This is a genomic window from Streptomyces sp. NRRL F-5630, from assembly GCF_000719475.1.
In the GTDB taxonomy this organism is placed as follows: domain Bacteria; phylum Actinomycetota; class Actinomycetes; order Streptomycetales; family Streptomycetaceae; genus Streptomyces.
The window spans coordinates 1-23,271 of the sequence record NZ_JOGO01000018.1 but is presented as its reverse complement, the minus strand read 5'-3'; the positions used below and the strand labels follow the sequence as shown (position 1 = coordinate 23,271).

Annotated in this window: 21 protein-coding genes; 15 read left to right on the top strand and 6 right to left on the bottom strand. The window is 72.9% G+C overall.

Going from position 1 to position 23,271, the window contains the following annotated elements; genetic code table 11:
- The first annotated feature begins 82 nt into the window (after positions 1-82).
- Positions 83-481 carry an ectoine synthase gene (locus IF99_RS0111340; protein WP_030996279.1) on the top strand — a complete coding sequence of 133 codons (399 nt, stop codon included), beginning with the start codon at positions 83-85 and terminating at the stop codon, positions 479-481.
- A gap of 5 nt (positions 482-486) precedes the next feature.
- A complete protein-coding gene (thpD, locus tag IF99_RS0111335) occupies positions 487-1,386 on the top strand; it encodes an ectoine hydroxylase (protein ID WP_030996278.1) in 900 nt (299 codons plus the stop codon).
- A 105-nt stretch (positions 1,387-1,491) separates the two neighbouring features.
- Here the strand turns inward: thpD and IF99_RS0111330 are convergent, their stop codons facing one another.
- The 3 genes from IF99_RS0111330 to IF99_RS0111320 all read right to left on the bottom strand — a co-directional run bounded on the left by IF99_RS0111330 (position 1,492) and on the right by IF99_RS0111320 (position 3,743).
- Positions 1,492-2,529, bottom strand: coding sequence for an aminotransferase class V-fold PLP-dependent enzyme (locus tag IF99_RS0111330; RefSeq protein ID WP_030996277.1), 1,038 nt, complete (start codon positions 2,527-2,529; stop codon positions 1,492-1,494).
- Positions 2,530-2,589: 60 nt separating this feature from the next.
- Positions 2,590-3,324, bottom strand: coding sequence for a DsbA family oxidoreductase (locus IF99_RS0111325; RefSeq protein ID WP_030996276.1), 735 nt, complete (start codon positions 3,322-3,324; stop codon positions 2,590-2,592).
- Between the two features lie 191 nt (positions 3,325-3,515).
- Positions 3,516-3,743 (bottom strand): hypothetical protein, encoded by a 228-nt coding sequence (locus IF99_RS0111320; RefSeq protein WP_030996275.1) that lies wholly within the window; start codon positions 3,741-3,743, stop codon positions 3,516-3,518.
- A gap of 107 nt (positions 3,744-3,850) precedes the next feature.
- Between IF99_RS0111320 and IF99_RS33945 the strand changes: the two genes are divergently transcribed.
- From IF99_RS33945 to IF99_RS0111280, 8 genes are all read left to right on the top strand, one after another.
- Complete coding sequence (locus IF99_RS33945) at positions 3,851-4,066, top strand: hypothetical protein (protein ID WP_158716594.1); 216 nt, start codon at positions 3,851-3,853, stop codon at positions 4,064-4,066.
- 247 nt (positions 4,067-4,313) lie between these two features.
- Complete coding sequence (locus tag IF99_RS0111310) at positions 4,314-5,777, top strand: peptidoglycan D,D-transpeptidase FtsI family protein (protein ID WP_030996274.1); 1,464 nt, start codon at positions 4,314-4,316, stop codon at positions 5,775-5,777.
- Positions 5,778-6,323: 546 nt separating this feature from the next.
- Positions 6,324-7,220, top strand: a complete 897-nt coding sequence (locus IF99_RS0111305) for a DeoR/GlpR family DNA-binding transcription regulator (protein WP_234340669.1) — start codon at positions 6,324-6,326, stop codon at positions 7,218-7,220.
- A 66-nt stretch (positions 7,221-7,286) separates the two neighbouring features.
- The gene (locus IF99_RS0111300; protein ID WP_030996272.1) at positions 7,287-8,672 is read left to right on the top strand and encodes an ABC transporter substrate-binding protein; all 1,386 of its coding nucleotides are present in this window, start codon (positions 7,287-7,289) and stop codon (positions 8,670-8,672) included.
- Positions 8,669-9,619, top strand: a complete 951-nt coding sequence (locus IF99_RS0111295; protein WP_030996271.1) for a carbohydrate ABC transporter permease — start codon at positions 8,669-8,671, stop codon at positions 9,617-9,619. Before IF99_RS0111300 ends, IF99_RS0111295 begins: the two co-directional genes overlap by 4 nt.
- Positions 9,616-10,506, top strand: a complete 891-nt coding sequence (locus IF99_RS0111290) for a carbohydrate ABC transporter permease (RefSeq protein ID WP_037826772.1) — start codon at positions 9,616-9,618, stop codon at positions 10,504-10,506. The genes IF99_RS0111295 and IF99_RS0111290 overlap by 4 nt, the downstream gene beginning before the upstream one ends.
- A complete protein-coding gene (locus IF99_RS0111285; protein WP_030996269.1) occupies positions 10,503-11,501 on the top strand; it encodes a zinc-dependent alcohol dehydrogenase family protein in 999 nt (332 codons plus the stop codon). The genes IF99_RS0111290 and IF99_RS0111285 overlap by 4 nt, the downstream gene beginning before the upstream one ends.
- Positions 11,502-11,782: 281 nt before the next feature.
- Complete coding sequence (locus IF99_RS0111280; RefSeq protein ID WP_030996268.1) at positions 11,783-13,003, top strand: TerD family protein; 1,221 nt, start codon at positions 11,783-11,785, stop codon at positions 13,001-13,003.
- Between the two features lie 148 nt (positions 13,004-13,151).
- Here the strand turns inward: IF99_RS0111280 and IF99_RS0111275 are convergent, their stop codons facing one another.
- Complete coding sequence (locus tag IF99_RS0111275; RefSeq protein ID WP_030996267.1) at positions 13,152-13,361, bottom strand: CsbD family protein; 210 nt, start codon at positions 13,359-13,361, stop codon at positions 13,152-13,154.
- A gap of 124 nt (positions 13,362-13,485) precedes the next feature.
- Between IF99_RS0111275 and IF99_RS0111270 the strand changes: the two genes are divergently transcribed.
- Complete coding sequence (locus tag IF99_RS0111270; protein WP_030996266.1) at positions 13,486-14,280, top strand: SDR family NAD(P)-dependent oxidoreductase; 795 nt, start codon at positions 13,486-13,488, stop codon at positions 14,278-14,280.
- 316 nt (positions 14,281-14,596) lie between these two features.
- On the opposite strand, the gene IF99_RS0111265 is transcribed toward IF99_RS0111270, so the two are convergent.
- Positions 14,597-15,649: a LacI family DNA-binding transcriptional regulator gene (locus IF99_RS0111265; RefSeq protein ID WP_199806485.1), complete on the bottom strand. Its 1,053-nt coding sequence runs from the start codon at positions 15,647-15,649 to the stop codon at positions 14,597-14,599.
- A 149-nt stretch (positions 15,650-15,798) separates the two neighbouring features.
- On the opposite strand from IF99_RS0111265, the gene IF99_RS0111260 reads away from it, so the two are divergent.
- The 4 genes from IF99_RS0111260 to IF99_RS0111245 are packed head-to-tail and all read left to right on the top strand — an operon-like array spanning position 15,799 to position 21,346.
- Positions 15,799-17,130, top strand: coding sequence for an ABC transporter substrate-binding protein (locus IF99_RS0111260; protein ID WP_037826769.1), 1,332 nt, complete (start codon positions 15,799-15,801; stop codon positions 17,128-17,130).
- A 15-nt stretch (positions 17,131-17,145) separates the two neighbouring features.
- Positions 17,146-18,048, top strand: coding sequence for a carbohydrate ABC transporter permease (locus IF99_RS0111255; RefSeq protein ID WP_030996263.1), 903 nt, complete (start codon positions 17,146-17,148; stop codon positions 18,046-18,048).
- Complete coding sequence (locus tag IF99_RS0111250) at positions 18,045-18,950, top strand: carbohydrate ABC transporter permease (RefSeq protein WP_078655057.1); 906 nt, start codon at positions 18,045-18,047, stop codon at positions 18,948-18,950. Before IF99_RS0111255 ends, IF99_RS0111250 begins: the two co-directional genes overlap by 4 nt.
- A complete protein-coding gene (locus IF99_RS0111245) occupies positions 18,947-21,346 on the top strand; it encodes a beta-glucosidase (protein ID WP_420705664.1) in 2,400 nt (799 codons plus the stop codon). Before IF99_RS0111250 ends, IF99_RS0111245 begins: the two co-directional genes overlap by 4 nt.
- A gap of 225 nt (positions 21,347-21,571) precedes the next feature.
- Here IF99_RS0111245 and IF99_RS0111240 read toward each other — a convergent pair whose 3' ends face one another.
- The gene (locus IF99_RS0111240) at positions 21,572-23,038 is read right to left on the bottom strand and encodes a hypothetical protein (RefSeq protein ID WP_030996260.1); all 1,467 of its coding nucleotides are present in this window, start codon (positions 23,036-23,038) and stop codon (positions 21,572-21,574) included.
- Positions 23,039-23,271 lie beyond the last annotated feature (233 nt).

The window sequence follows — 23,271 nt, the reverse complement described above, 5'->3', positions numbered from 1 at the left end:
GGCCGGGCCGCCCGAAGCGACGCGGCCCGCCCCGTACCCGTAGAGACACCACCGCACCACGAAAGAGAGGCACAGGGACACCGTGCTCATTCGCTCGTTCAAGGACATCGAGGGCACCGACCGGCACATCGTCGCCGAGTCGGGCACCTGGGAGAGCAAGCGCATCGTGCTCGCCAAGGAGAAGGTCGGCTTCTCGCTGCACGAAACGATCATGTACGCCGGCACCGAGACGACGATGCACTACGCCAACCACATCGAGGCGGTGCTCTGTGTCGAGGGCGAGGCGGAGCTGACCGACGAGACCACGGGGGAGAAGCACTGGATCACCCCCGGCACGATGTACCTGCTCGACAACCACGACCTGCACACGATGCGGCCCAAGACCGACTTCCGCTGCATCTGCGTCTTCAACCCGCCCGTCACCGGGCGGGAGGAGCACGACGAGAACGGGGTCTACCCGCTGCTGACCGAGGAGGACTGAGCGATATGACCGTCACCCACGAGAGGATCACAGACCTCTACCCGACCCGCGGGAAGACCGAGGTGTCCACGCCGCGCCAGGACCCGGTGGTGTGGTCCGCGCCCGGCACCCAGGGGCCGTTCAGCGCCGGTGAGCTCGCCTCCTTCGAGGACAACGGCTTCCACGCGATCCCCGAGCTGCTCACCCCGGACGAGGTCTCCCTCTACCGCGCCGAGCTGGACCGGCTCGTCACCGACCCCGCGATCCGCGCCGACGAGCGCTCCATCGTGGAGCCGCGGTCGCAGGAGATCCGCTCGGTCTTCGAGATCCACAAGATCAGCGAGGTCTTCGCGAACCTCGTGCGCGACGAGCGGCTGCTGGACCGCGCCCGGCAGATCCTCGGCTCGGACGTCTACATCCACCAGTCGCGGATCAACGTCAAGCCGGGCTTCGGCGCCTCCGGCTTCTACTGGCACTCGGACTTCGAGACGTGGCACGCCGAGGACGGCATGCCGAACATGCGCGCCGTCTCCGTCTCGATCGCGCTCACCGAGAACTACGACACCAACGGCGGGCTCATGATCATGCCCGGCTCGCACAAGACCTTCCTCGGCTGTGCGGGCGAGACGCCGAAGGACAACTACAAGAAGTCGCTCCAGATGCAGGACGCGGGCACGCCCTCGGACGAGGCGCTCACCGAGATGGCCGGGAAGTGGGGCATCAAGCTCTTCACCGGCAAGGCGGGCTCGGCGACCTGGTTCGACTGCAACGCGATGCACGGCTCGGGCGACAACATCACGCCGTTCCCGCGCAGCAACGTGTTCCTCGTCTTCAACAGCGTCGAGAACGCCGCGGTCGAGCCCTTCGCCGCGCCGATCCGGCGGCCCGAGTTCATCGGGGCCAGGGACTTCACGCCGATCCGCTGAGGGCCGGTACGAGGGCGGGGCCGCGCACCACGGGGTGCGCGGCCCCGCCCTCGCGTGCCGGTCCTCACCCCCGCCCGGCCGCCCCTTCGCCCATCCCCCGCCCGCTCAGCCCAGCGCCGCGAGCAGCGCGTCGACGTCCGCCGCCGAGTTGTAGAAGTGGAAGGAGGCGCGCAGGTTGCCCGCGCGGTCGGAGACCTCGATGCCCGCCCGCGCGAGGTCCTCCCGCCGCCCGCCGAGCCCGGGGACGGAGACGATCGCGGACCCGGGCGCGGGCAGCGCCTCGTGGCCCAGGGCGCGCAGCCCCGCGGTGAAGCGCTCGGCGAGCGCGAGGTCGTGCGCGTGGACGGTCGCGACACCGAGGCGTTCGATGATCCCCATCGCCTCGGCCGCGCCCTCGTAGGAGAAGAGGGGTTGCGCGGTGTCGAAGCGGCGGGCGTCGGGGGCCGGTTCGCGGACCGGGCCGTACATGCTCGCCGACGGGTCCGCGGCGCTCAGGCTGCCGCCGAGCACCGGGCTCAGGCCGCCGAGGTCCTCGGGGACGACGAGGAAGCCGGTGCCGTGCGCGGCGCCGAGCCACTTGTAGCCGACGGTCGCGGTGAAGTCGTCCTCGGCCGCGTCGAGCGGCAGCCAGCCCGCCGCCTGCGACACGTCGACGAAGGTACGGGCGCCGTGGGCGCGCGCGGCGGCGCGGATCGCGGGCAGGTCGGCGAGCCTGCCGTCGGCGGACTGCACCGAGGAGAGAGCGACGAGGGCCGTGCCGGGGCGCACCTCCTCGGCGAGACCGTCGAGCGGGACGGTGCGGACCTTGAGCCCCCGGCGGACGTGGAAGGGGTTGACGACGGAGGCGAACTCGCCCTCGACGGTGAGGACTTCAGCGCCCTCGGGGAGGGCGGCGGCGACGAGTCCCGCGTAGGTGGCGACGGAGTTGCCGGCGGCGACACGGCTCACGGGGACGCCCGCGAGGCGGGCGAAGGCGGCGCGCGCGGCGGCCACGGCGGGGAAGACATCGGCCCCGGCCCCGTGCTCGCGGCGCTCGACGGCGGCCCGGATCGCGTCGGCCGCGGAGCGGGCGAGCAGTCCGTGGCTCGCGGTGTTCAGGTGGACACGGCGGGGGCGGTACTCCTCGGGTGCGAGATTCTCCATGGCCCCATGGTGGTCGGCCGCGGGGCCCGCGTCCATGGCCGGACGCGGGCCCCGGCGGGATCAGCCCGCCTCGCGCGGCGGGACCGCGCAGCCGTCGGGGCCGCACACCCCGGCCTCGTCGGCACCGGCCACCGAGGCGACGGGGGTCAGCCGGGGCTGCGCGTCCCACGCCTGCTGGAGCGCCTGGGCGAAGACCTCGACGGGCTGGGCGCCCGAGACGCCGTAGCGGCGGTCGAGGACGAAGAAGGGCACGCCGTTGGCGCCCAGGGCGGCGGCCTCGCGCTCGTCGGCGCGCACCTCGTCCGCGTACTTTTCCGGGTCGGCGAGCACGGCACGCGTCTCGGCCTCGTCGAGCCCGGCGGCCACCGCGATCGCGACGAGGCGCTCGACGTCGCCGAAGAGACTCTCCTCCTCGGCGAAGTTGCCCCGGTAGAGGCCGTCGATCAGCGCGTCCTGGCGGCCCCTGTCCTTGGCGAGATGGAGCAGGCGGTGCATGTCGAAGGTGTTGCCGGAGTCGCGGCCCTCGGTCACGTAGCCGAGGCCCTCGCCGTCCGCGTTCTCCTTGAGCCGCGCCTCCCCCTGCCTGGCCTGCTCCTCGCTCATGCCGTACTTCTTGGCGAGCATGGACAGGACCTGCACGGTCTCGCCCTTCGGGAAGGAGGGGTCCAGCTCGAAGGAGCGGTGCACGACCTCGACCTGCTCGCGGTGCGCGAACCCGTCGAGCGCGCGCTCGAAGCGGGCCTTCCCGACGTAGCACCAGGGACAGGCGATGTCCGTCCAGATCTCCACGCGCAGGGGGGAGGGGGCCGGGTCCGCCAGAGGTGTCGCCATCGGCTTCTGCTCTCTTCGTGTCATGCGTACGGGCAGGAGAACGGGCCGCCCCTGGCACGGGGGACCCCTTCGCACGCCCGAACGCGCCCGGTCCGCCGTTCATTCCCCGGCGGACCGGCAGCCCCCGGCGGACCGGCACTCCTCTGCGGACCGGCTCAGGGCACCTCCCGCAGGTACAGGGCGCCGCACGTCTTGCAGAAGGGCCGGGCGGCCGAAGTGCCCCAGGCGTCGGCCGGCTGGGTCGCCGCGGCCGGGTCGAGCAGGAGGCCGCACAGCGTGCGCGGCTCCTCGGCCCCGCGCACCATGTGCCACTTGCGCACGGGGGCCTCGGGGTCGCCGGGCGTGTCGCCCTCGGCGTACTCGGCGCGCATGTGGTGCTCCATCGCTGCTCCCTGTCCTGTGAGGTGTGGTCCCATGGCAGCACAGCCGGGCCGGGCCCGCGCGCCGAAGCCGGGCGAGGCCCCGTCAGGACGCTGGCACAATTGCCGACATGAGCCGACAGGGGTGGTCCGACGCGTACGGCTCCGGGAGCACCGGACGCCGGCTTCCGGTGCGCTGTGTGAAGTGCGCGGACACCCACGTCATCCTCACCAAGACCGGCACGCCGGGCGGCGGCGAGGTGCTGCGCTGGCGGTACACGTGCCTGGACTGCCGCGTCGCGTGGTGGGTGGACGAGCACGGCGGGGCGCTCGACGACTACGCGTGAGCCGCCGGGCGGGCGCCCTCGGTGGCGTCCGGGTGCGCGGCGTGGGCTGGTGTCCGGGCGGGGCGCGGGGTGGCGTCCGGGCGGGGCCTGCGGGGACGTCCGGGCGGGGCGCGACGGCGTGCCCTTCCGGGCGCGGCGATCCCCGCAGGTCAACACCGCGCGCCCCGTACACACGATCGAATGAGAGTCGGCTGAGAATCGGCGCGGGGCGGAACCCGGCTCGCACGGTCGTTCGTCTCTCTCTGTGATGAACAGGACGATCAGGAACACCTCGGTCTTCGTGCTGCTCCTCGTGCTGGCCCTCCTCGCGCGGGCGACGTGGGTGCAGTTCTACGAAGCTCCCGCGCTCTCCTCCTCCGAGGACAACCGCCGCACGGTCATGGCGCGCTACGCCGGTCCGCTCGGCGACATCGTCGTGGGCGGGAGCGCCGTGACCGGCTCGCGCGAGACCAGCGGCGGGGACCTGCGCTACGAGCGCACGTACAAGGACGGGCCGCTGTACGCGCCGGTGACGGGCTACACCTCGCAGGTCTACGGGCAGACGATGCTGGAGGGGGTCTACAAGGACCTGCTCGACGGCTCCGACACGCGCCTCGAGAACCCCGCGGACGCGCTCACGCGCAGCCGGGCCAAGCCCGGCGACGTCGTCACGACGATCGACCCCGCCGTGCAGAAGGCCGGGTACGAGGCCCTCGGGAACAAGAAGGGCGCCGCGCTCGCGCTCGACCCCGGGACGGGCAAGATCCTCGGCATGGTCTCGACGCCTTCGTACGACCCGTCGAAGATCACCGGGAGTGACGACGGCGCGGCGTGGAAGGCGCTCCTCGCCGACCCGGACAAGCCGCAGGTGAACCGGGCGCTGCGCCAGCCGCTGCCACCGGGCTCGACGTTCAAGCTCGTCGTCGCGGCGGCGGCCCTGGAGGACGGTCTGTACGACTCGGTGGACGCGCGCACGGACAGTCCCGATCCGTACCGCCTGCCGCTGTCGACGAAGGACCTCACCAACGAGTCGGCGTCCGCACCCTGCGAGAACGCCTCGATACGCGTGGCGCTCCAGTACTCGTGCAACACCGTCTTCGGGAAGATGGCCGTCGACCTCGGGCAGGACAAGGTCCGCGCGATGGCCGAGAAGTTCGGCTTCGACACGGACGACCAGGATGTGCCCGTACGGGCGTATCCCAGCGTGTATCCGAAGGACATGGACAAGGCGCAGACGGCGCTCTCGGGGATCGGGCAGTTCGACGTGACCGCGACGCCGCTCCAGATGGCGGAGGTCTCGGCCGCGCTCGCCAACGGCGGCGTGCTCGCGAAGCCGTACCTCGTCGACCGCACGACCAACGGTGACGGGGACGTGCTGAGCACCCATGGTGGCACGAAGACGACCCGGGTCGTGAGCGAGGGCACCGCGCGGCAGTTGCGCTCGGCCATGGAGACGGTCGTGTCGAAGGGCACGGGCACCAACGCGGCGATACCCGGCGCAACGGTCGGCGCGAAGACCGGTACGGCCCAGCACGGCGAGAACAACAGCGCGACGCCGTACGCCTGGTTCACCTCCTACGCGAAGGGCGCGGACGGCAAGCAGGTCGCGGTCGCCGTCATGGTCGAGGACTCCGACGCGGCGCGCGCGGAGGTGAGCGGCAACGGCCTGGCGGGGCCGGTCGCGAAGGCGATGATGAGGGCGGCGCTGGGGAAGGGAGCCGGCGCCGCCTGAACGGGCGGTGAGGACCGGGAGGAGCGCCGCCTGAACGGGCGGTGAGGGCCGGGAGGAGCGCCGCCTGAACGGGCGGTGAGGCGCTGTGGCGGCGGGGCCGCCGGGGCCGGGCCGGTCGAGGTCTCCCGCCGGCGGCCACAGCGGCCGTCACCGCCGCCTCGGGCACCGGACCGCCCGGGAGTTGAGGAGTGCCCGGACGCCTCCCTCACGGCGTGCCGAGCACCGAAACCGCCGGGCGCAGAGCCCCCATCCGTCCCACCCGTCACACCGTACGGGCACGATCCGGGCCCCCGTCCACCACCGAACGGGCAAGCGCGCGCGCCCGATTCGGGCCGGGAGGACGGCCAAAGACCAGGTCACCCCGCACCCTCGCCTCGCGGGCGGGGACGTCTCGAACGGTCTCAAGCGGGCAGGATTCTCCTGGTGCCGTGCCTGTTCGGGCACCGGCACGGCCACTACAACTCTGCGTACGGCCCGAACGGGCGGCGGCGCGCGAGCGCGGCGAGCCCCGGTCAGGCCGGTGACCCATGGAAAGGCGAGGCGGCGATGACGGCGCTCCACCAAGGGGCCGACACCCCACAGCCGGACCCCCACCGGCCCGGCACTCCCCGAGCCGGCGCCCGGCAGCCCGACGCTCCCCGAGCCGACGCCCCCCGGTCCGGAACCGAGGCTCCTGGCCGGCTCGGGGCCCCCGAGCGGCAGCGCGAGATCGTGCGCGCGGCCCGCGAGGGCGGCTCGGTCGAGGTGAACGCGCTGGCGACGCGCTTGGGTGTGGCCAAGGAGACGGTCCGCAGGGACCTCCAGGCGCTGGAGGACCACGGCCTCGTCCGCCGGACGCACGGCGGCGCCTACCCCGTGGAGAGCTCGGGGTTCGAGACGACGCTCGCCTACCGCACCACGATGCACGTCCCGGAGAAGCGCGCCATCGCCCGCGCCGCCGCCGGGCTGCTGCACGACGCCGAGACGGTCTTCGTCGACGAGGGCTTCACCCCCCAGCTCATCGCCGAGGCACTCCCCCGCGACCGCCCCCTCACCGTCGTCACGGCCTCGCTCTCGACCGCCGGGGCGCTCGCCGCCGACCCGCACATGACCGTGCTGCTCCTCGGCGGCCGGGTGCGCGCGGGGACGCTGGCGACGGTGGAGCACTGGGCGACCCGGATGCTCTCCGGGTTCGTGCTCGACCTCGCGTTCATCGGCGCCAACGGCATCTCGCGCGAGCACGGCCTCACGACGCCGGACCCGGCCGTCGCCGAGGTGAAGCGACAGGCGGTACGGGCGGCCAGGCGGCGGGTCTTCGCGGGCGTGCACACGAAGTTCGGCGCCGCCGGGTTCTGCCGCTTCGCCGCGATCCCCGATCTCGACACGATCGTCACGGGCGCCCGCCTCCCCGCCGCCGAGGCCCACCGCTACGCCCAGCTCGGCCCCCAGGTCCTCCGCGTCTGAGACCTCCCGCACACCACGTCCCTGAACGAAGTCCCCGATCCCCATCCACCCACGTACGGAGTCGCCATGCGCCTTCCGAGCCGCCGCAGGCCACCCGGTAACCCCGGGAAACACCCCCGCCGCGCCCTCGCCCTCCTCGCCACGAGCACCCTGCTCCTCAGCGGTTGCTGGGCGGGCGCGGGCGGAGCGAGTTCCGGCGGGGACGCGATCAACGTCCTCATGGTCAACAACCCGCAGATGGTCGAGCTCCAGAAGCTCACGAAGGCGCACTTCACCAAGGAGACCGGCATCAAGGTGAACTTCACCGTGCTGCCGGAGAACGACGTACGCGACAAGATCAGCCAGGACTTCGCCAACCAGGCGGGCCAGTACGACGTCGCGACGCTCTCCAACTACGAGATACCGATCTACGCCCGCAACGGCTGGCTCCACGACCTCGACGACTACGTCGCGAAGTCGCCCTCGTACGACCAGGACGACATCCTCGCGCCGATGCGCGACTCGCTCACGGGCGACGACGGGAAGCTGTACGGCGAGCCGTTCTACGGCGAGTCGTCGATGCTCATGTACCGCAAGGACGTGCTCGCGGCGAAGGGCCTGAAGATGCCCGCGCACCCGACGTGGCAGCAGGTCGCGGAGATCGCGGCGAAGGTCGACGGCGCGAAGCCGGGGATGCGCGGGATCTGCCTGCGCGGGCTCCCGGGCTGGGGCGAGCTGGCCGCTCCGCTGACGACGGTCGTCAACACCTTCGGCGGCACGTGGTTCGCGAAGGACTGGTCGGCGCGGCTCGGCGACAAGGAGTTCCGCGAGGCGACGAAGTTCTACGTCGACCTGGTGCGCGAGCACGGTGAGTCGGGCGCGGCGCAGTCCGGTTTCGCCGAGTGCCTCAACAACCTGACGCAGGGCAAGACGGCGATGTGGTACGACGCGACCTCGGGGGCGGGCTCGCTCGAAGCCGCGAAGTCCCCGGTCAAGGGCAAGATCGGCTACGCGCCCGCCCCGGTCGTGAAGACGAAGTCCTCGGGCTGGCTCTACACGTGGGCCTTCGGCCTCCAGAAGGCGTCGAGGAACGCCGAAAAGGGCTGGAAGTTCATGGAGTGGGCGACGGGCAAGGAGTACGAGTCGCTCGTCGGCAAGACCTACGGCTGGGCGAACGTCCCGGCGGGCAAGCGCGCGTCCACGTACGACCTGCCCGCGTACCGCAAGGAGGCCGGCGCCTTCGCGGACGTCACGCGCGACGCGATCGCGGCGGCGAAGCCCCGTGACCCGGGCGTCCAGCCGCGCCCCGCGCCCGGCATCCAGTTCGTCGGCATCCCCGAGTTCACGGACCTCGGCACGAAGGTCTCGCAGGAGATCAGCTCCGCGATAGCGGGCCGCAAGTCCGTGGACGCCGCGCTCGACGCGTCGCAGAAACTCGCCGCCGAGGTGTCGAAGGAGTACGAGGGACGATGACGACCGCCACCGCGACACCCCCGTCCGTCGCGCCGGAGCGGAGCAAAGACGCCGCCACGAGCTCCCGCCTGCGCGCCTGGGCCACCCGCGCCCCGCTCCTGCCCGCCCTGATCTTCATGATCGTCGTGACGCAACTCCCGTTCGTCGCCACGCTCGTGATCTCGCTCTTCGACTGGAACGCGCTCTACCCGGACGCCCGCAGCTTCACGTGGTTCAGCAACTACGGCGATGTGCTGAGCGATCCCGACCTGCGCAAGTCCGTCCTGACGACGATCCTCCTGACGGCCTCCGTCGTCCTCGTGAGCCTCGTGCTCGGGATGTGCCTCGCGCTGCTGCTGGACCGGAAGTTCCCGGGGCGCGGTCTCGTCCGCACGCTCCTGATCGCGCCGTTCCTGCTCGTGCCCGTCGCCGCCGCGCTGCTGTGGAAGCACGTGCTGTACAACCCGGAGTACGGGCTCTTCAACGGCCTGCTGCACTGGATCGGCGGCGACAGCGCCCCGCAGCCCGACTGGGTCTCCAACACGCCGCTCCTCGCCGTCGAGGCGAGCCTCGTGTGGCAGTGGACGCCGTTCATGATGCTCATCCTGCTCGCCGGGCTCCAGAGCCGTTCGCCCGAACTCATCGAGGCCGCGCGCATGGACGGGGCGGGGGCCTGGCAGATCTTCCGGCACCTGACGCTGCCGCACCTGCGCCGCTACCTCGAACTCGGCGCGCTGCTCGGCTCGATCTACATCGTGCAGAACTTCGACGCCGTGTTCACGATCACGTCCGGCGGCCTCGGCACCGCGAATCTGCCGTACACCGTCTACCAGACCTTCTACCAGGCGCACGAGAACGGGCTCGCCTCGGCCGCCGGCGTCCTCGTCGTCATCGGTTCGCTCATCCTCGCGACCTTCGTCCTGCGGGTCGTCTCGTCGCTCTTCCGTGAGGAGGTGGGCCGGTCATGAGCACCGCCACCGCTGACCTGCCCCGTACGCGCCCGGCCGCGGCGCCCGTACGCCCCCCGCGCGGCCCGCGCCGCCGCGGCACCGCACTCGGACTGCTCGCCTGGGTCCTCGGCATCCTCGCCTTCCTGCCGATCGCCTGGATGGTCCTGACCTCCTTCCACTCCGAGCCCGACGCGGCGAAGAACCCGCCCGCGCTCGGCGCCTCGCTCACCCTCGACGCCTACCGCGACTTCTTCGGCAGCGGCGGCGGCGCGAGCCCCTGGCCCGCCCTGATCAACTCGGCGGTCGCCTCGCTCGCCTCGACGCTGCTCGTCCTCGTCCTCGCCGTGCCCGCCGCGTACGCGCTGTCGCTGCGGCCCGTGCGCAAGTGGACGGACGTGCTGTTCTTCTTCCTGTCGACGAAGATGCTCCCCGTCGTGGCGGGCCTGCTCCCCATCTACCTCTTCGCGAAGAACACCGGCTTCCTCGACAACATCTGGCTGCTCGTCCTCCTCTACACGTCGATGAACCTGCCGATCGCGGTGTGGATGATGCAGTCCTTCCTCGCCGAGGTCCCGCCCGCGCTCATCGAGGCCGCGCAGATCGACGGAGCGCGCCTGCCGACGATCCTGAGCCGCGTCGTCGCCCCGATCGCCCTCCCCGGGATCGCGGCGACGTCGCTCATCTGCTTCATCTTCAGCTGGAACGAACTCCTCTTCGCACGGGTGCTCTCCGGCGTCGTCGCCGAGACCGCGCCCGTCTTCCTGACCGGCTTCATCACGAGCCAGGGCCTGTTCCTGGCGAAGGTGTGCGCCGCGTCCCTCGTCATCTCCCTGCCGGTGCTCGCCGCGGGGTTCGCCGCCCAGGACAAACTCGTCCAGGGCCTGTCGCTTGGAGCCGTCAAGTGAAGGCAGCCGTCATCGAGTCCGTCGGGAACGCCGTCGTCACGGAGGTCCCCGACCCCACGCCCGGACCGCGCCAGGTCGTCGTGGAGGTCGCCGCCTGCGGCCTGTGCGGGACGGATCTGCACATCCTCCAGGGCGAGTTCGCTCCGACGCTGCCGGTCGTGCCGGGCCACGAGTTCGCGGGCACGGTCGTGGCGCTCGGCTCCGAGGTCACGGAGCTGCGCACGGGCGACCGGGTCGCCGTCGACCCGTCCCTGTACTGCTACGAGTGCCGCTACTGCCGTACGGGCCACAACAACATGTGCGAGCGCTGGGCCGCGCTCGGCGTCACCACCGCGGGCGGCGCCGCCCAGTACGCGGTCGCGCCCGTCGCCAACTGCGTCAAGCTCCCCGACCACGTCCGCACGCAGGACGCCGCGCTCATCGAGCCGCTGTCCTGCGCGGTGCGCGGCTACGACGTCCTCAAGTCCCAGCTCGGCGCGCACGTCCTGATCTACGGCTCGGGGACGATGGGCCTGATGATGCTGGAACTCGCCAAGCGGACCGGGGCCGTCTCGGTGGACGTCGTCGACCTCAACGAGGAGCGCCTCAAGACCGCCGCGCACCTCGGCTGCTCGGCCACGGCGACCACGCCCGACGCCCTGGAGCGGCCCGGCGGCTGGGAGCTCGTGATCGACGCGACCGGCAACGCGGCGGCGATCCAGGACGGCCTGGGCCGCGTCGCGAAGGCGGGCACCTTCCTCCAGTTCGGGGTGGCCGACTACGCGACGACGGCGACGATCGAGCCGTACCGCATCTACAACCAGGAGATCACCATCACCGGCTCGATGGCGGTCCTGCACAGCTACGAGCGCGCGGCGGAACTCTTCGCGACAGGCATCCTCGACCCGGAGGTCTTCATCAGCGACCGCCTCCCGCTGAGCGCGTACCCGCAGGCGCTGGAACGGTTCTCCTCGGGCGTGGGCCGCAAGATCGTGGTGGAGCCGACGGCCGGCTGAACGGGCCGCGAGCACGGACGAGGGGCCCGGGACCGCCGCGCGCGGTCCCGGGCCCCTCCTCGTACCGCCCTCGCGTGCGCCCGGCGGTGCGTCACCGCCACGACGGCGACCGGGAGTACGGCGCCCTGCGCGCGGGACGGGAGCGCGCGGGCGGGACGGGAGAGGGCGCGCGGGCCGGGGTGGGCGCTGTGCCGGGCGCGCGTGGCTGGGCCGTCCGGTGAGAAATTCGCGGGTAAGGGAACGGCAAAGTGCGGTCGTTCGTTGGGGGGAGCATGACCGCAATGACCCCTGGCTCGAACATCCCCCTCAGCGCCGCCCGTGTGGCGGTCGACGTGACCGCTCCGGTGCGGCTCGACGTCTCGGGCCTGCTCCTCACCGCCGACGGCAAAGTGCGCTCCGACGACGACTTCATCTTCTACAACCAGCCCTCGGGCCCCGGTGTGACGTACACCTCCGGCGGAGGCACGGCGCCCGACGCGGTCACCGTGGACACGGCCGCCGTCCCGGCCGCGATCGAGAAGATCGTCGTCACCGCGAGCCCCGACGCGGCGGGCCAGACCTTCCAGGGCATCGAGCCCACCGCGACCGTGCGGGACGCGGACAGCGGCGCGGTGCTCGCGACCTTCACGCCGCCCCGGCTCGGCGCCGAGACGGCCCTCGTCATCGTCGAGGTGTACCGCAGGAACGGTGTGTGGAAGGCCCGCGCCGTGGGCCAGGGCTACGCCGACGGACTGGCCGGGATCGCGACGGACTTCGGCGTGAGCGTGGAGGAGGAGCCGCAGGCGGCCCCGGCGGCGCCGCAGGCCCCCACCCCGCCGAGCGCCCCTTCCGCGCCGAGCGCCCCTTCCGCCCCCGTGGCGGCCCCGGCCCCTTCGGCCCCCGCCGCGCCGCCCGCGCCGCCGGCCCCGCCCGCCCCCGGCACCGGGAAGATCAACCTGGACAAGGGCCGGGTGAGCCTCCAGAAGAACCAGACGGTCTCGCTCGTCAAGGGGGGCGCCCCGCTGCTCGCCAAGGTCAAGATGGGCCTCGGCTGGGAGCCCGCCTACCGGGGCAGGGACATCGACCTGGACGCCTCGGTCATCGCCTACGGGCCGCAGCGCGACCTCGTCGACGCCTGCTACTTCGGCAAGCTGTCGATCCTCGGCGGCGCCGTCACCCACTCCGGGGACAACCTGACGGGCGAGGGCGCGGGGGACGACGAGGAGATCGTCGTGGACCTCGGCCGCATCCCGCAGGAGGTCACGGGCCTGGTCTTCACGGTCAACTCGTTCACGGGCCAGAAGTTCACGGAGGTCGCCAAGGCGTACTGCCGGCTCGTGGACGCCACGACGAACGAGGAACTCGTCCGCTTCGACCTCACCAACGCCGAGGCGCGCACGGGCGTCATGATGGCCAAGCTCGTGCGCCAGTTCTCCGGCGAGTGGGACATGACGGCGATCGGCGAGTTCGTGAAGGGCCGCACGGTCCGCGAGATGGTGAAGCCGGGCGCGAAGGCGCTGTGAGCGGCGCGCTCGCTCCCGTACGGGGTCTTTGTGAGCCTCCGTACGGGAGCGAGCGCGGGCGGAGTGCACTGTGGCCGCACGGGTCGCGCGGCGCTCTCGCCGAACGCGGGTCACGCGGCGCCGGTGAGAGGGGGGCGCCGCGCGGGGCTCAGCCCTTGTCGTCCCCGCCCCGCTCGTCCCCCTTCAGCGAGTCCCTGACGCCCTGGGCCCGGCCCTTGACCTGGTCCATCGTGTCCTTGGCCCCGCCCTTGGCCTGGTCGGTCTTTCCCTCCGTCTCCTTGCGCCGGTCGCCGGTGAGCTTGCCGACGGCCTCCTTGGCCTTGCCCTTCAGCTTGTCCATGGCGCTTTCGTCGCTCATCGCTCCTCGTTCCTTTCGCAGAGACGGCTCTCGCCGACACGAACATCCAGACTAATCCCGTATGCCCTTTTTGTCCGTTCGGGCCCTTGCCGAGCGCGCATCCGGGACTCGGTACGGTCGGGCGATGAGCGAACACCCGGGTACCACCCCCCCTCCCTTTCCCGCCTCCGGCCGCCGCGTCCTCGTGACCGGCGCGGGCAGCGGTCTCGGCGCGGCGCTCGCCCGCGCCTTCGCCCGGCAGGGCGACACGGTCGCACTGCACTGCCGTACGCACGCGAGCGAGGCGCGGGCGACGGCTGCCGGACTGCCCGGGGAAGGGCACATCGTGGTGCCGGGGGACCTCGCGACGCCCGAGGGCGCGGCGGCGGTCGTGGCCACGGCGGCTGACCGGCTCGGCGGACTCGACGTGCTCGTCAACAACGCCGCCGTCAACACCCCGCACCCCCCGCTGGAGACCTCGTACGAGGAGTGGGTCGCCGCCTGGGAGGCGCACGTCTCCGTCAACCTGCTCGGCACCGCGCACCTGAGCCACCGGGCGGCCCGGCACATGGTCGCGGGCGGGCGCGGCGGCCGGATCGTGAACATCGGCTCGCGCGGCGCCTTCCGGGGCGAGCCCGCCCATCCCGCGTACGGGGCCACGAAGGCGGCCGTGCACGCGCTCGGCCAGTCGCTCGCGGTCGCGCTCGCCCCGCACGGCATCGCGGTCGCCTCCGTCGCTCCCGGCTTCTTCGCGACGGACCGCGTGGCGCACCGGCTGAGCGGCGCGGAGGGCGAGGCGATCCGCGCCCAGAGCCCCTTCGGCCGGGTCGCGGAGCCCGAGGAGATCGCCGAGGCGGTGCTGTGGCTCGCCTCCCCCGCCGCCACGTGGGCCTCCGGGACGGTCATGGACCTGAACGGGGCCTCGTACCTGCGGACGTGAACCCGCGCCCGCCACCACGCCAGGCAACCGCAGCCGCCGAGAGCCCGCGCCGACGCGCCGCGCGGCGCTCAGGCGCGGGACGCGCGCTCACGCGGGGGCGACACGCACCCCGGGCCGTGATCCGCACCTCCCGCCGCCGGATCGCTCCCATGGACCGTCGCCCGCGCGACCCGGCCCTCGGCTCGTACGTCCGCAGCCGAAGCCCCGCCCCGTACCCCGAAGCCGGCGCCCGCCCCGCGCCCGCGCCACCCGGCCCGCGCCCCCTACCTCCGAAACCGGGCCCCCGCCCCGCACCTCCACGCCGCCGCCCTGCCCCCTACGCCACCGGCGCCCCCGTGCTCCCCCGCACCACGAGCCGGGTGCCCAGTTCGATGCGGGTCTCGCCCTCCTCCTCGCGGCGCAGGCGCAGCAACATGCGGGCCGCCTCCTCCGCCATCTGTTCGAGGGGCTGGTCGACCGTCGTGAGCGCGGGGCTCGACCACTGGGCGAGGGGGATGTTGTCGTAGCCGACGACGGAGAGGTCGTGCGGGACGCGGAGGCCGAGGACCCGGGCCGCTTCGAGGACGCCGAGGGCCTGGAGGTCCGAGCCGGCGAAGATCGCGGTGGGGCGGTCGGGGCGGTCGAGCAGGTCCAGGGCGTGCCGGTGGCCCGAGGAGACGTGGAAGTCGCCGAAGCGGATGAGGTCCGGCTCGGGCGTGATGCGGGCCATGTTGTGCGCGGAGCGGAAGCCGTCGAGGCGGGCGAGGGCGCAGAGCATGTCCTCGGGCCCGGTGATGACGGCGGTCCTGCGGTGGCCGAGTTCGATCAGGTGGCGGGTGGCCGCGAGCCCTCCGGCCCAGTTCGCCGAGCCGACCGAGGGGACGTCGGGCTCGGGGTCCCCGGCCGGGTCGACGATGACGAAGGGGATCGCCCGCGACCACAGCTTCTTCTTGAGGTCGGCGGGCAGCGTCGAGAAGACGAGGACGACGCCGAGCGGGCGGCGGCGCAGCACACCCTCGACCCAGTCCGCGCCCGGCGAGTGACGGGTGCCCGTCTCGGTGAGCACGACGCTCATGCCGTGCGCGTTGGCGACGTTCTGCACGCCCCTGATCAGCTCCATCGCCCACGTGCTGTCGAGTTCGTGGAAGACGATCTCCAGGAGCGGCGCCTCGGGCGGGGCCGGCGCGGGGCGGCGGTAGCCGTGCTCCTCCAGGAGTTCCTCGACCTTGCGCCGGGTGGGGGCCGCCACATCGGGGCGGCCGTTGAGGACTTTCGAAACTGTCGAAAGCGAGACGCCCGCTTGCGCTCCCACCTGGGCCAGCGTGATCCGGCCCGCTCCGCGCTCCTCGGCGCGCGCGGTCTCTGTGCCCTCGGGGCTCTCAGCTCGCATGGGACGAAGGATAGAACACGGCGAATCTCGCCCGCGCATAACGGTTTGGTCGCGCTCGTACCCCTCCATTGACCGCCCACCCCCACCCTTCTACCGTCCTGCCGCAGAGACTTTCGGCAAAGACGCCGACACTTTCGAAGGGGCTGTCGATGAGGGTGACGCAGTACGCGCACGCGACGAAGCAGACGAAGCAGACGAGATTCCCCCGCGCGGTCGCCGGGATCGCGGTGCTCGCGCTCGGCCTGGGCCTGACCGCCTGTGGCGGGGACAGCGGTTCCTCGGGCGGGAAGCAGGAGTTCCACGTGCTCGTCTACGGCGACGCGGGCAACAAGGTCGAGAGGAAGATCGTCGCCGAGTTCAACAAGACCTCGAAGGTCAAGGCGGTGCTCGACACCATCCCCGGCGCCGACTACCAGCAGAAGCTCCAGACCATCATCAACACCAAGCAGGCGCCCGACGTCTTCTTCAACTGGGGCGGCGGCAGCATCCAGCCCTTCGTGAAGGCCGGCCTGCTCCGCCCGCTCGACGACATGATGGCGAAGGACGCGGGCCTCAAGGACAACTTCCTGCCCTCGGTCCTCAACACCGCGAAGGTGGACGGGAAGCACTACGGCATCCCGATGCGCGGCACGCAGCCCGTGCTGCTCTTCCACAACAAGAAGGTGCTCGACGAGGCGGGCGTGAAGCCGCCGGAGAACTGGGACCAGCTCCTCGACGTCGTGAAGGCGCTCAAGGCGAAGAAGGTCACGCCGTTCGCGCTCGGCGGCGGCGACCAGTGGCCGACGCTCATGTGGTTCGAGTACCTCTACGACCGCGTCGCGGGCCCGGGGCTCTTCGAGAAGGCACTCTCGGGGGACAAGAGCGCGTGGGACAGCCCCGACAGCAGGAAGGCGCTGGCCCTGCTGCGCGAGCTGGTCGACGCGGGCGCCTTCGGGACCAACTACGACTCGGTGAAGCAGACCGACCAGGGCACGGCGCAGCTCCTCGCGAGCGGCAAGGCGGCCTTCGAGCTGATGGGCTCCTGGGAGTACTCGACCGTCAAGGAGATCAACCCGGACGGGCTCGAGAACATCGGCTGGAGCAACTTCCCGAGCGTCGCGGGCGGCAAGGGCGACCCGGCGGCCATCGTCGGGAACACGAACAACTTCTACTCGGTCACGAAGAAGGCCCAGCACCCGGACGCCATCGCCGACTTCCTGAAGCTCATGTACTCCGACAGCTTCGTGAAGCAGCAGCTCGCGATCGGCAACCTGCCGACCACGACGAACACCGAGAAGTTCCTCGACACGACCGACGACCCCGCCTACGCGAAGTACCAGCTCGACCTCGTCGGCAAGGCCCCCTCCTTCCAGCTCTCGTGGGACCAGGCGTACTCGCCGGCCAACAGCACCCCGATCCACCGCGCCGTCCAGCAGTTCACCAACGGGCAGCTCGACGCGGACGGCTTCATCAAGGCCATGCAGGCCCTCACCACCTCCTGAACGGCGGCAGGCACCGTGACCTCGTCATCCGCGCTCCGGCCCCGCAGGCCCACCGCCCGCCCGGGCGTCGCCTGGACCCTCCCCGCCGTCGTCTTCTTCACGCTCTTCGCGCTCGTCCCGCTCCTGCTCGTGGCCGTCCTGGCCTTCACCGACTGGAGCGGGCTCGGCACCCCGCACTTCAACGGGCTCAGCAACTGGCACAAGCTCTTCGACGACCCCGTGCTCCTGCACAGCGTCTGGCTCTCCGTCCTGCTCACCCTGCTCGGCGTCGTCGTGCAGACCCCGCTCAGCATCGCGCTCGGCGTGTGGGCGGCGGGCAGACAGCGCAACCGGGCCGTCCTGTCCGCCATCTTCTTCGTACCGCTGCTGCTCTCGGCGACGGCCGTCTCTGTCCTGTGGCGCGCGCTGCTCGACCCGAACTTCGGCATCCCCTCCGAGCTGGGGTGGCTCTTCGGCGACGGGAACCTCTTCGGCAAGCAGTCCACGGCGATCGGCGTGCTCGTCTTCGTCGCCGCCTGGCAGTTCACCCCCCTGCACACCCTCATCTACCAGGGCGCGGCCCGCGCGATCCCCGAAGTCCTCTACCAGGCGGCGGCGATCGACGGCGCGGGCCGCTGGCGGCAGTTCTTCCACGTGACGCTGCCGCAACTGCGCAACTCGGTCATCACCTCGGTGATCCTCATGATCGTCGGCGGCCTCACGACCTTCGACACGGTGCTCATCCTGACGCAGGGCGGCCCCGGCACGGATACGACGATCACCGCGTACTACATGTACGACAAGGCGTTCAAGAGCTTCGACTACGGGACGGGCTCGGCGGTCGCCCTGCTCCTCGTCCTCGTCGCGACCCTCATCTCGCTCGCCGTCGTCCGCCTCTCGGGCTACGACAAGATGACCGGCACCCAGGAGGGGATATGAGCCTCACCGCCTCCCGGCAGGCCCCCGCGCCCCCGGCCCCGCGCCCTCCGCGCACCACCAAGGCCCGCGCCCGGACCCGCCGCCCCGGAGAGCGTCCCAACGTCCTCGCCGGTCTGGGTTCCCTCGTCTGGCTCGTCCTCGTCGGCCTGCCGCTGTACGCGCTGCTCGCGGCCACGCTCCAGTCGCGCCCCGACTACCAGAAGAGCGGGCCGCTCGGCCTCCCCCGTCACCTCACCCTCGACAACTACCTCGACGTCTTCGACAACGGCTTCGGCCGCTACTTCCTCAACACCGCCGTCGTCACCGTCTGCGTCGTCGCCCTCGTGCTGCTGCTCGTGCCCCCGCTCGCCTTCGCGGTCGTGCGCGGCGCGCGCCCCGGGACGCTGCGCGTCTTCCGGCTCTTCCTCCTCGGGCTCGCCGTGCCCGCGCAGGCCGTCATCATCCCGATGTTCTACGTGATCTCGAAGGCCGGTCTGTACGACAACCTCATCGGGGTGATCCTGCCGACCGCCGCGTTCTGCCTGCCGATCTGCACGCTCATCCTGACCGGCACGATGCGCGAGATCGGCAACGAGCTGTACGAGGCGATGACGCTCGACGGCGCGAGCACCTGGCTCGTCTTCCAGCGGCTCGTCCTGCCGCTCTCGCGCAGCGGGCTCTCCACCGTCGTGGTGTTCTCGGCGCTCCAGGCGTGGAACGGCTTCCTCTTCCCGCTCGTGCTCACCCAGTCCGAGGAGACGAAGGTCGTCACGCTCGGCCTCTACAACTTCCAGACCCAGTACGGCGTGAACATTCCCGGGCTGCTCGCCGCCGTCGTCCTCTCCACCCTGCCCGTCCTGCTCGTGTACCTGTTCGCCCGCCGGGCCCTCATCCAGGGGCTGATGGGCATGGGAGGAAAGTGACCACCCGCGTGATCCCCGAGACCGCCGCCCCCGCGCCCGGGAACGGCCCCCGTACCTCCCCGCGCCTCTCCCCCGAGCGCGCCGCGCGCGTCGAGTCGCTCCTCGCCGCGATGACCCGTGAGGAGAAGACCGCACAGCTCTACGGCCTGTGGGTCGGAGCCTCGCCCGAAGGCGGCGAGGTCGCCCCGCACCAGCACGACATGCAGGCCCCGCCCGCGCTCGACGAGCTGCTCCCGCACGGCCTCGGCCAGCTCACCCGCCCCTTCGGCACCGCCCCGGTCGACCCCGGGCTCGGCGCGCTCTCGCTCCTGCGCACGCAGGCCCGCGTCATCGCGGGCAACCGCTTCGGCATCCCCGCGCTCGCGCACGAGGAGTGCCTGGCGGGCTTCGCCGCCTGGCGCGCCACGACCTTCCCCGTACCGCTCGCGTGGGGCGCCTCGTTCGACCCGGAACTCGTCGAACACGTGGGGGCCGCGATCGGCGACTCGCTGCGCGCGGTCGGGGTGCACCAGGGGCTCGCGCCCGTCCTCGACGTCGTGCGGGACCTGCGGTGGGGGCGGGTCGAGGAGACGATCGGCGAGGACCCCTGCCTCGTGGGACGGATCGGCGCCGCGTACGTACGCGGGCTCGAATCGGCCGGGATCGTCGCGACGCTCAAGCACTTCGCCGGCTACTCGGCCTCGCGCGCGGGGCGCAACCTCGCCCCCGTGTCGATGGGCCCGCGCGAGCGCGCCGATGTCGTCCTGCCGCCTTTCGAGGCGGCGCTGCGCGAGGGCGGCGCCCGCTCCGTCATGCACGCGTACACCGATACCGACGGCGTGCCGAGCGCCGCCGACCAGGCGCTGCTCACCGGGCTGCTGCGCGAGACGTGGGGCTTCGAGGGCACGGTCGTCGCCGACTACTTCGGCGTCGCGTTCCTCCAGTCGCTCCACCACGTCGCGGCCGACCGCGCCGAGGCCGCCGCGCTCGCGCTGCGCGCCGGGGTGGACGTCGAACTGCCCACCGTGGACGCCTACGGGGGCCCGCTCCTCGCCGCGCTCGACGCGGGGCTCGTGGACGAGGCCACGGTCGACGAAGCGGTGCGCAGGGTGCTGCGGCAGAAGGCCGAACTGGGCCTGCTCGACGCGGACTACGACCCCGTACCGCCGTCGCTGCGCGAGCGCGCCGAGCTGAGCCCCGAGGCCGTACGGGGCACGGTGGACCTCGATCCGCCGGAGCACAGGGAGCTGTCCGCGCGGCTCGCCGCCGAGTCCCTGGTCCTGCTGCGCAACGCGGCACCCGACGGAAGCCCCGTGCTGCCGCTCGCCGCGCCGCGCCGCATCGCCGTCATCGGGCCGCAGGCCGTGGCGCCGCTCGCGGTGCTCGGCTGCTACGCCTTCCCCGTCCACGTCGGCGGCGCGCACCCGGACCTCGCCCCCGGCATCGAACTTCCGACGCTCCACGAGGCGGTGGCGGCGGAGTTCTCGGACAGCGACGTCGTCGCCGTGGCCGGGTGCGGGATCGACACGGGCGGGACGGAGGGCTTCGGCGCGGCGCTCGACGCGGCGCGCGAGGCCGATGTCGTGATCGCCGCGCTCGGGGACCGCGCCGGGCTCTTCGGCCGGGGCACGAGCGGCGAGGGCTGCGACGCCCCTTCGCTCCGGCTCCCCGGCGTGCAGCAGGAGTTGCTGGACGCGCTGCTCGACACGGGAACCCCGGTGGTCGGTGTGCTGCTCGCGGGCCGTCCCTACGCGCTGGGGCGGGCGGTGGACGAGGCGGGAGCGCTCGTGCAGGCGTTCTTCCCCGGGCAGGAGGGCACGCGAGCCGTCGCGGCGCTGCTCAGCGGACGGGCGGCGCCCTCGGGGCGGCTCCCCGTGAGCGTGCCGCGCACCCCCGAGGGCCAGCCCGGCACGTACTTGCGCGCCCCCCTCGCGGGCCCGAGCGACGTCTCGGCGCTCGACCCGAGCCCCGCCTACCCCTTCGGGCACGGCCTCGCGTACACGTCCTTCGCCTGGACGGACCTGAGCGCGCAGACCCCCGACGAGGTGTCCACGGACGGCACGATCCGCCTCGCTTTGACGGTCACGAACACGGGCGAGCGGGCCGGGACGGAGGTCGTGCAGGTCTACCTCCACGACCCGGTCGCCTCCGTCGTGCAGCCCGAACAGCGCCTGATCGGCGCGGCGCGCGTCCCGCTCGCCCCCGGCGCCTCGGCCCGCGTGCACGTCGAGATCCCCGCCGACACGGCCTCGTTCACGGGTCTGGCGGGACGCCGCGTCGTCGAGCCGGGCGCGCTGGAGTTCCGCCTGTCCGCGTCGAGCACGGACCACCGCCTGCGGTACGGCGTCCGGCTGACGGGGCCCGTGCGGGAGGTGGGGTACGACAGGGCGCTGGGGGCGCGGCTGACGGTGGGCTGAGCGAGAAGGCCGGCGGCCCGGCACGCGCGGCCGCTCCCCGCGTGCCGGGCCGGGGCCCCGTGCCCCGCTCGGCACCCCGGCGCTCCTCGTCCACCGCCCCGGCGCCACCGGGCCTCCCGCCCGAGACCGCTCCGGGCGCCTCGCGGACCGGGGGGCCGAGGGGTCTCCCCTACGGGTGCGGACGGGCCGCCACCGCGTGGCAGCCGCCCCCGTACGGGACCCCGGTCACTCGCCGGAGTCCGGGCCCGCCGCCGACCTCGCCTTGAAGGCCGCCTTGCGGGCCTCCTTCGCCGTGCGCTTGTCGGGGTGGAGGCGGCCCATCGCCTCCAGGACCTCCGCCGTCGCGGGGTGCTTGACGCGCCAGGCCGCCTCGAAGAAGCCGCTGTGCTGGGCGGCGAGGCCCGCCACGAGGGCCTGGAGCTCCGCGGACTCGCCCTCGACGGCGAGTTGCGCGGCGACCGTGTCGACGGTGAGCCAGAAGACGAGGTCGGCCGGGGGCGGCGGGACGTCGGGCAGCCCCCGCTCGGAGAGCCACACGCGGGCGAGGCCGCCGAGTTCGGGGTCGTCGAGCACGGCCCGGACGGCCGGTTCGGCGCCCGCGCCGATCAGTTCCAGCGCCTCCTGCGCGCGCAGCCTGCGCACCGGGCCCTCCGCGTCCTCGCCCTTCGCCGCCGCCAGCAGCTCCCCCGCCGCGGCGACGGGCTCGCGGCGCGCGAGCCAGCCCTCCAGTTCGGCGCGCGCGGAGGGCGCCGGGTACTCGGCGACCCCGGCGAGCAGCACTTCCGCCGTCGCCTCGGCGAGATCCCCGACGACCGGGGCTTCGAGCCCGGCCTCGACGAGGCGCTCGCGGATGCCGTACAGGCCGAGCGGCGTGTAGTGCACGAGCCCGTACCGCGAGACGTCCTCCTCCTCGATCTCGACGGGCTCCCCCGCGTCGGCCTCCACGAGCAGCGCCTCGTCGAGCGGCTCGTAGACGAGCAGCCCGGAGGGTTCGAGGAGCCGGAACTTGGCGTCGAGGCGGACCATCGTCTCGGAGACCTGCTCCAGGATCGCGTCGCTCGGCTCCGGCATGTCGTCGGGCACGACCATCGCGGCGGCGAGCGCGGGCAGCGGCACGGGGGTGTCCGTGGAGCCGCCCTCGGAGACGGTGAGGAGGTAGAGGCTCAAGAGCGCCTGGTCGACGAACTCGGCCTCCTCCTCGGGATCCCAGCCGAGCGCGTCGAAGTCGACGGTGCCGCCGCCCTCCAGGGCGCCGGTCAGCTCCTCCAGGTCCTCGATGTCGGGAATGCTGGCGTCGGCGAGGAGTGTGTCCAGGGCGCCGAGCCACAGGCCCAGCGCGTCCTGGGGGCTGCCGGAGGTGAGCTGGGCGAGGTCCTCGCCCGGTGCGGCGCTCCCCTCCTCCTCGCCATCCTCCTCCGGGTCGCTGACCTCGACGAGACCGGTGTCGACGGCGACCCGCCACGCCTCGCTCGCCTCGGCCTCCGCGTCGGGCCCGGACAGGCCCAGCTCCTCGGCGGCCCCGGGCAGTTGCTCCTCGACGAGTTCACCGCCCGCGCCGACCCGGGTGTCCGGGCCCGCCCAGCGGGCCAGGCGGACCGCGCGGGCGAGGACCGGGGCGGCCAGCGCGGCCCGGGCGAGCCGCGGCTCGGACTCCAGGCGGGCCGGGGGCAGCGCGGGGGGAAGTGCGGGCATCGGCGGTTTCTCCTCGGATGTACGGAACAGCGCCCCTCAGCCTAGACGGCCCGGCGCCCCGGGGTGGCGGCCCCGCGCACCCGGCCCACCGGGCCCGTACACACACGCGCGCCCCCCGCGCGTACGCCCACGCGCCCCGCGCTCCCGCACACCCCGGCCCGCCCCCGTCCATCCCCTCGCCGCGCCCTCTCGCGCGCCCCCGTTCGCGCCCTCGCCGCGCCCCCTCGCCGCAC

Coding starts and splice junctions, on each gene's coding strand:
- IF99_RS0111275 (WP_030996267.1), bottom strand. CDS start 13,361: ATGAGCGACGAAAGCGCCATGGACAAGCTGAAGGGCAAGGCCAAGGAG.
- IF99_RS0111250 (WP_078655057.1), top strand. CDS start 18,045: ATGAGCCTCACCGCCTCCCGGCAGGCCCCCGCGCCCCCGGCCCCGCGC.
- IF99_RS0111270 (WP_030996266.1), top strand. CDS start 13,486: ATGAGCGAACACCCGGGTACCACCCCCCCTCCCTTTCCCGCCTCCGGC.
- IF99_RS0111295 (WP_030996271.1), top strand. CDS start 8,669: ATGACGACCGCCACCGCGACACCCCCGTCCGTCGCGCCGGAGCGGAGC.
- IF99_RS0111330 (WP_030996277.1), bottom strand. CDS start 2,529: ATGGAGAATCTCGCACCCGAGGAGTACCGCCCCCGCCGTGTCCACCTG.
- IF99_RS0111265 (WP_199806485.1), bottom strand. CDS start 15,649: ATGCGAGCTGAGAGCCCCGAGGGCACAGAGACCGCGCGCGCCGAGGAG.
- thpD (WP_030996278.1), top strand. CDS start 487: ATGACCGTCACCCACGAGAGGATCACAGACCTCTACCCGACCCGCGGG.
- IF99_RS0111310 (WP_030996274.1), top strand. CDS start 4,314: ATGAACAGGACGATCAGGAACACCTCGGTCTTCGTGCTGCTCCTCGTG.
- IF99_RS0111320 (WP_030996275.1), bottom strand. CDS start 3,743: ATGGAGCACCACATGCGCGCCGAGTACGCCGAGGGCGACACGCCCGGC.
- IF99_RS0111280 (WP_030996268.1), top strand. CDS start 11,783: ATGACCCCTGGCTCGAACATCCCCCTCAGCGCCGCCCGTGTGGCGGTC.
- IF99_RS0111300 (WP_030996272.1), top strand. CDS start 7,287: ATGCGCCTTCCGAGCCGCCGCAGGCCACCCGGTAACCCCGGGAAACAC.
- IF99_RS0111305 (WP_234340669.1), top strand. CDS start 6,324: ATGACGGCGCTCCACCAAGGGGCCGACACCCCACAGCCGGACCCCCAC.
- IF99_RS0111290 (WP_037826772.1), top strand. CDS start 9,616: ATGAGCACCGCCACCGCTGACCTGCCCCGTACGCGCCCGGCCGCGGCG.
- IF99_RS0111240 (WP_030996260.1), bottom strand. CDS start 23,038: ATGCCCGCACTTCCCCCCGCGCTGCCCCCGGCCCGCCTGGAGTCCGAG.
- IF99_RS0111260 (WP_037826769.1), top strand. CDS start 15,799: ATGAGGGTGACGCAGTACGCGCACGCGACGAAGCAGACGAAGCAGACG.
- IF99_RS33945 (WP_158716594.1), top strand. CDS start 3,851: ATGAGCCGACAGGGGTGGTCCGACGCGTACGGCTCCGGGAGCACCGGA.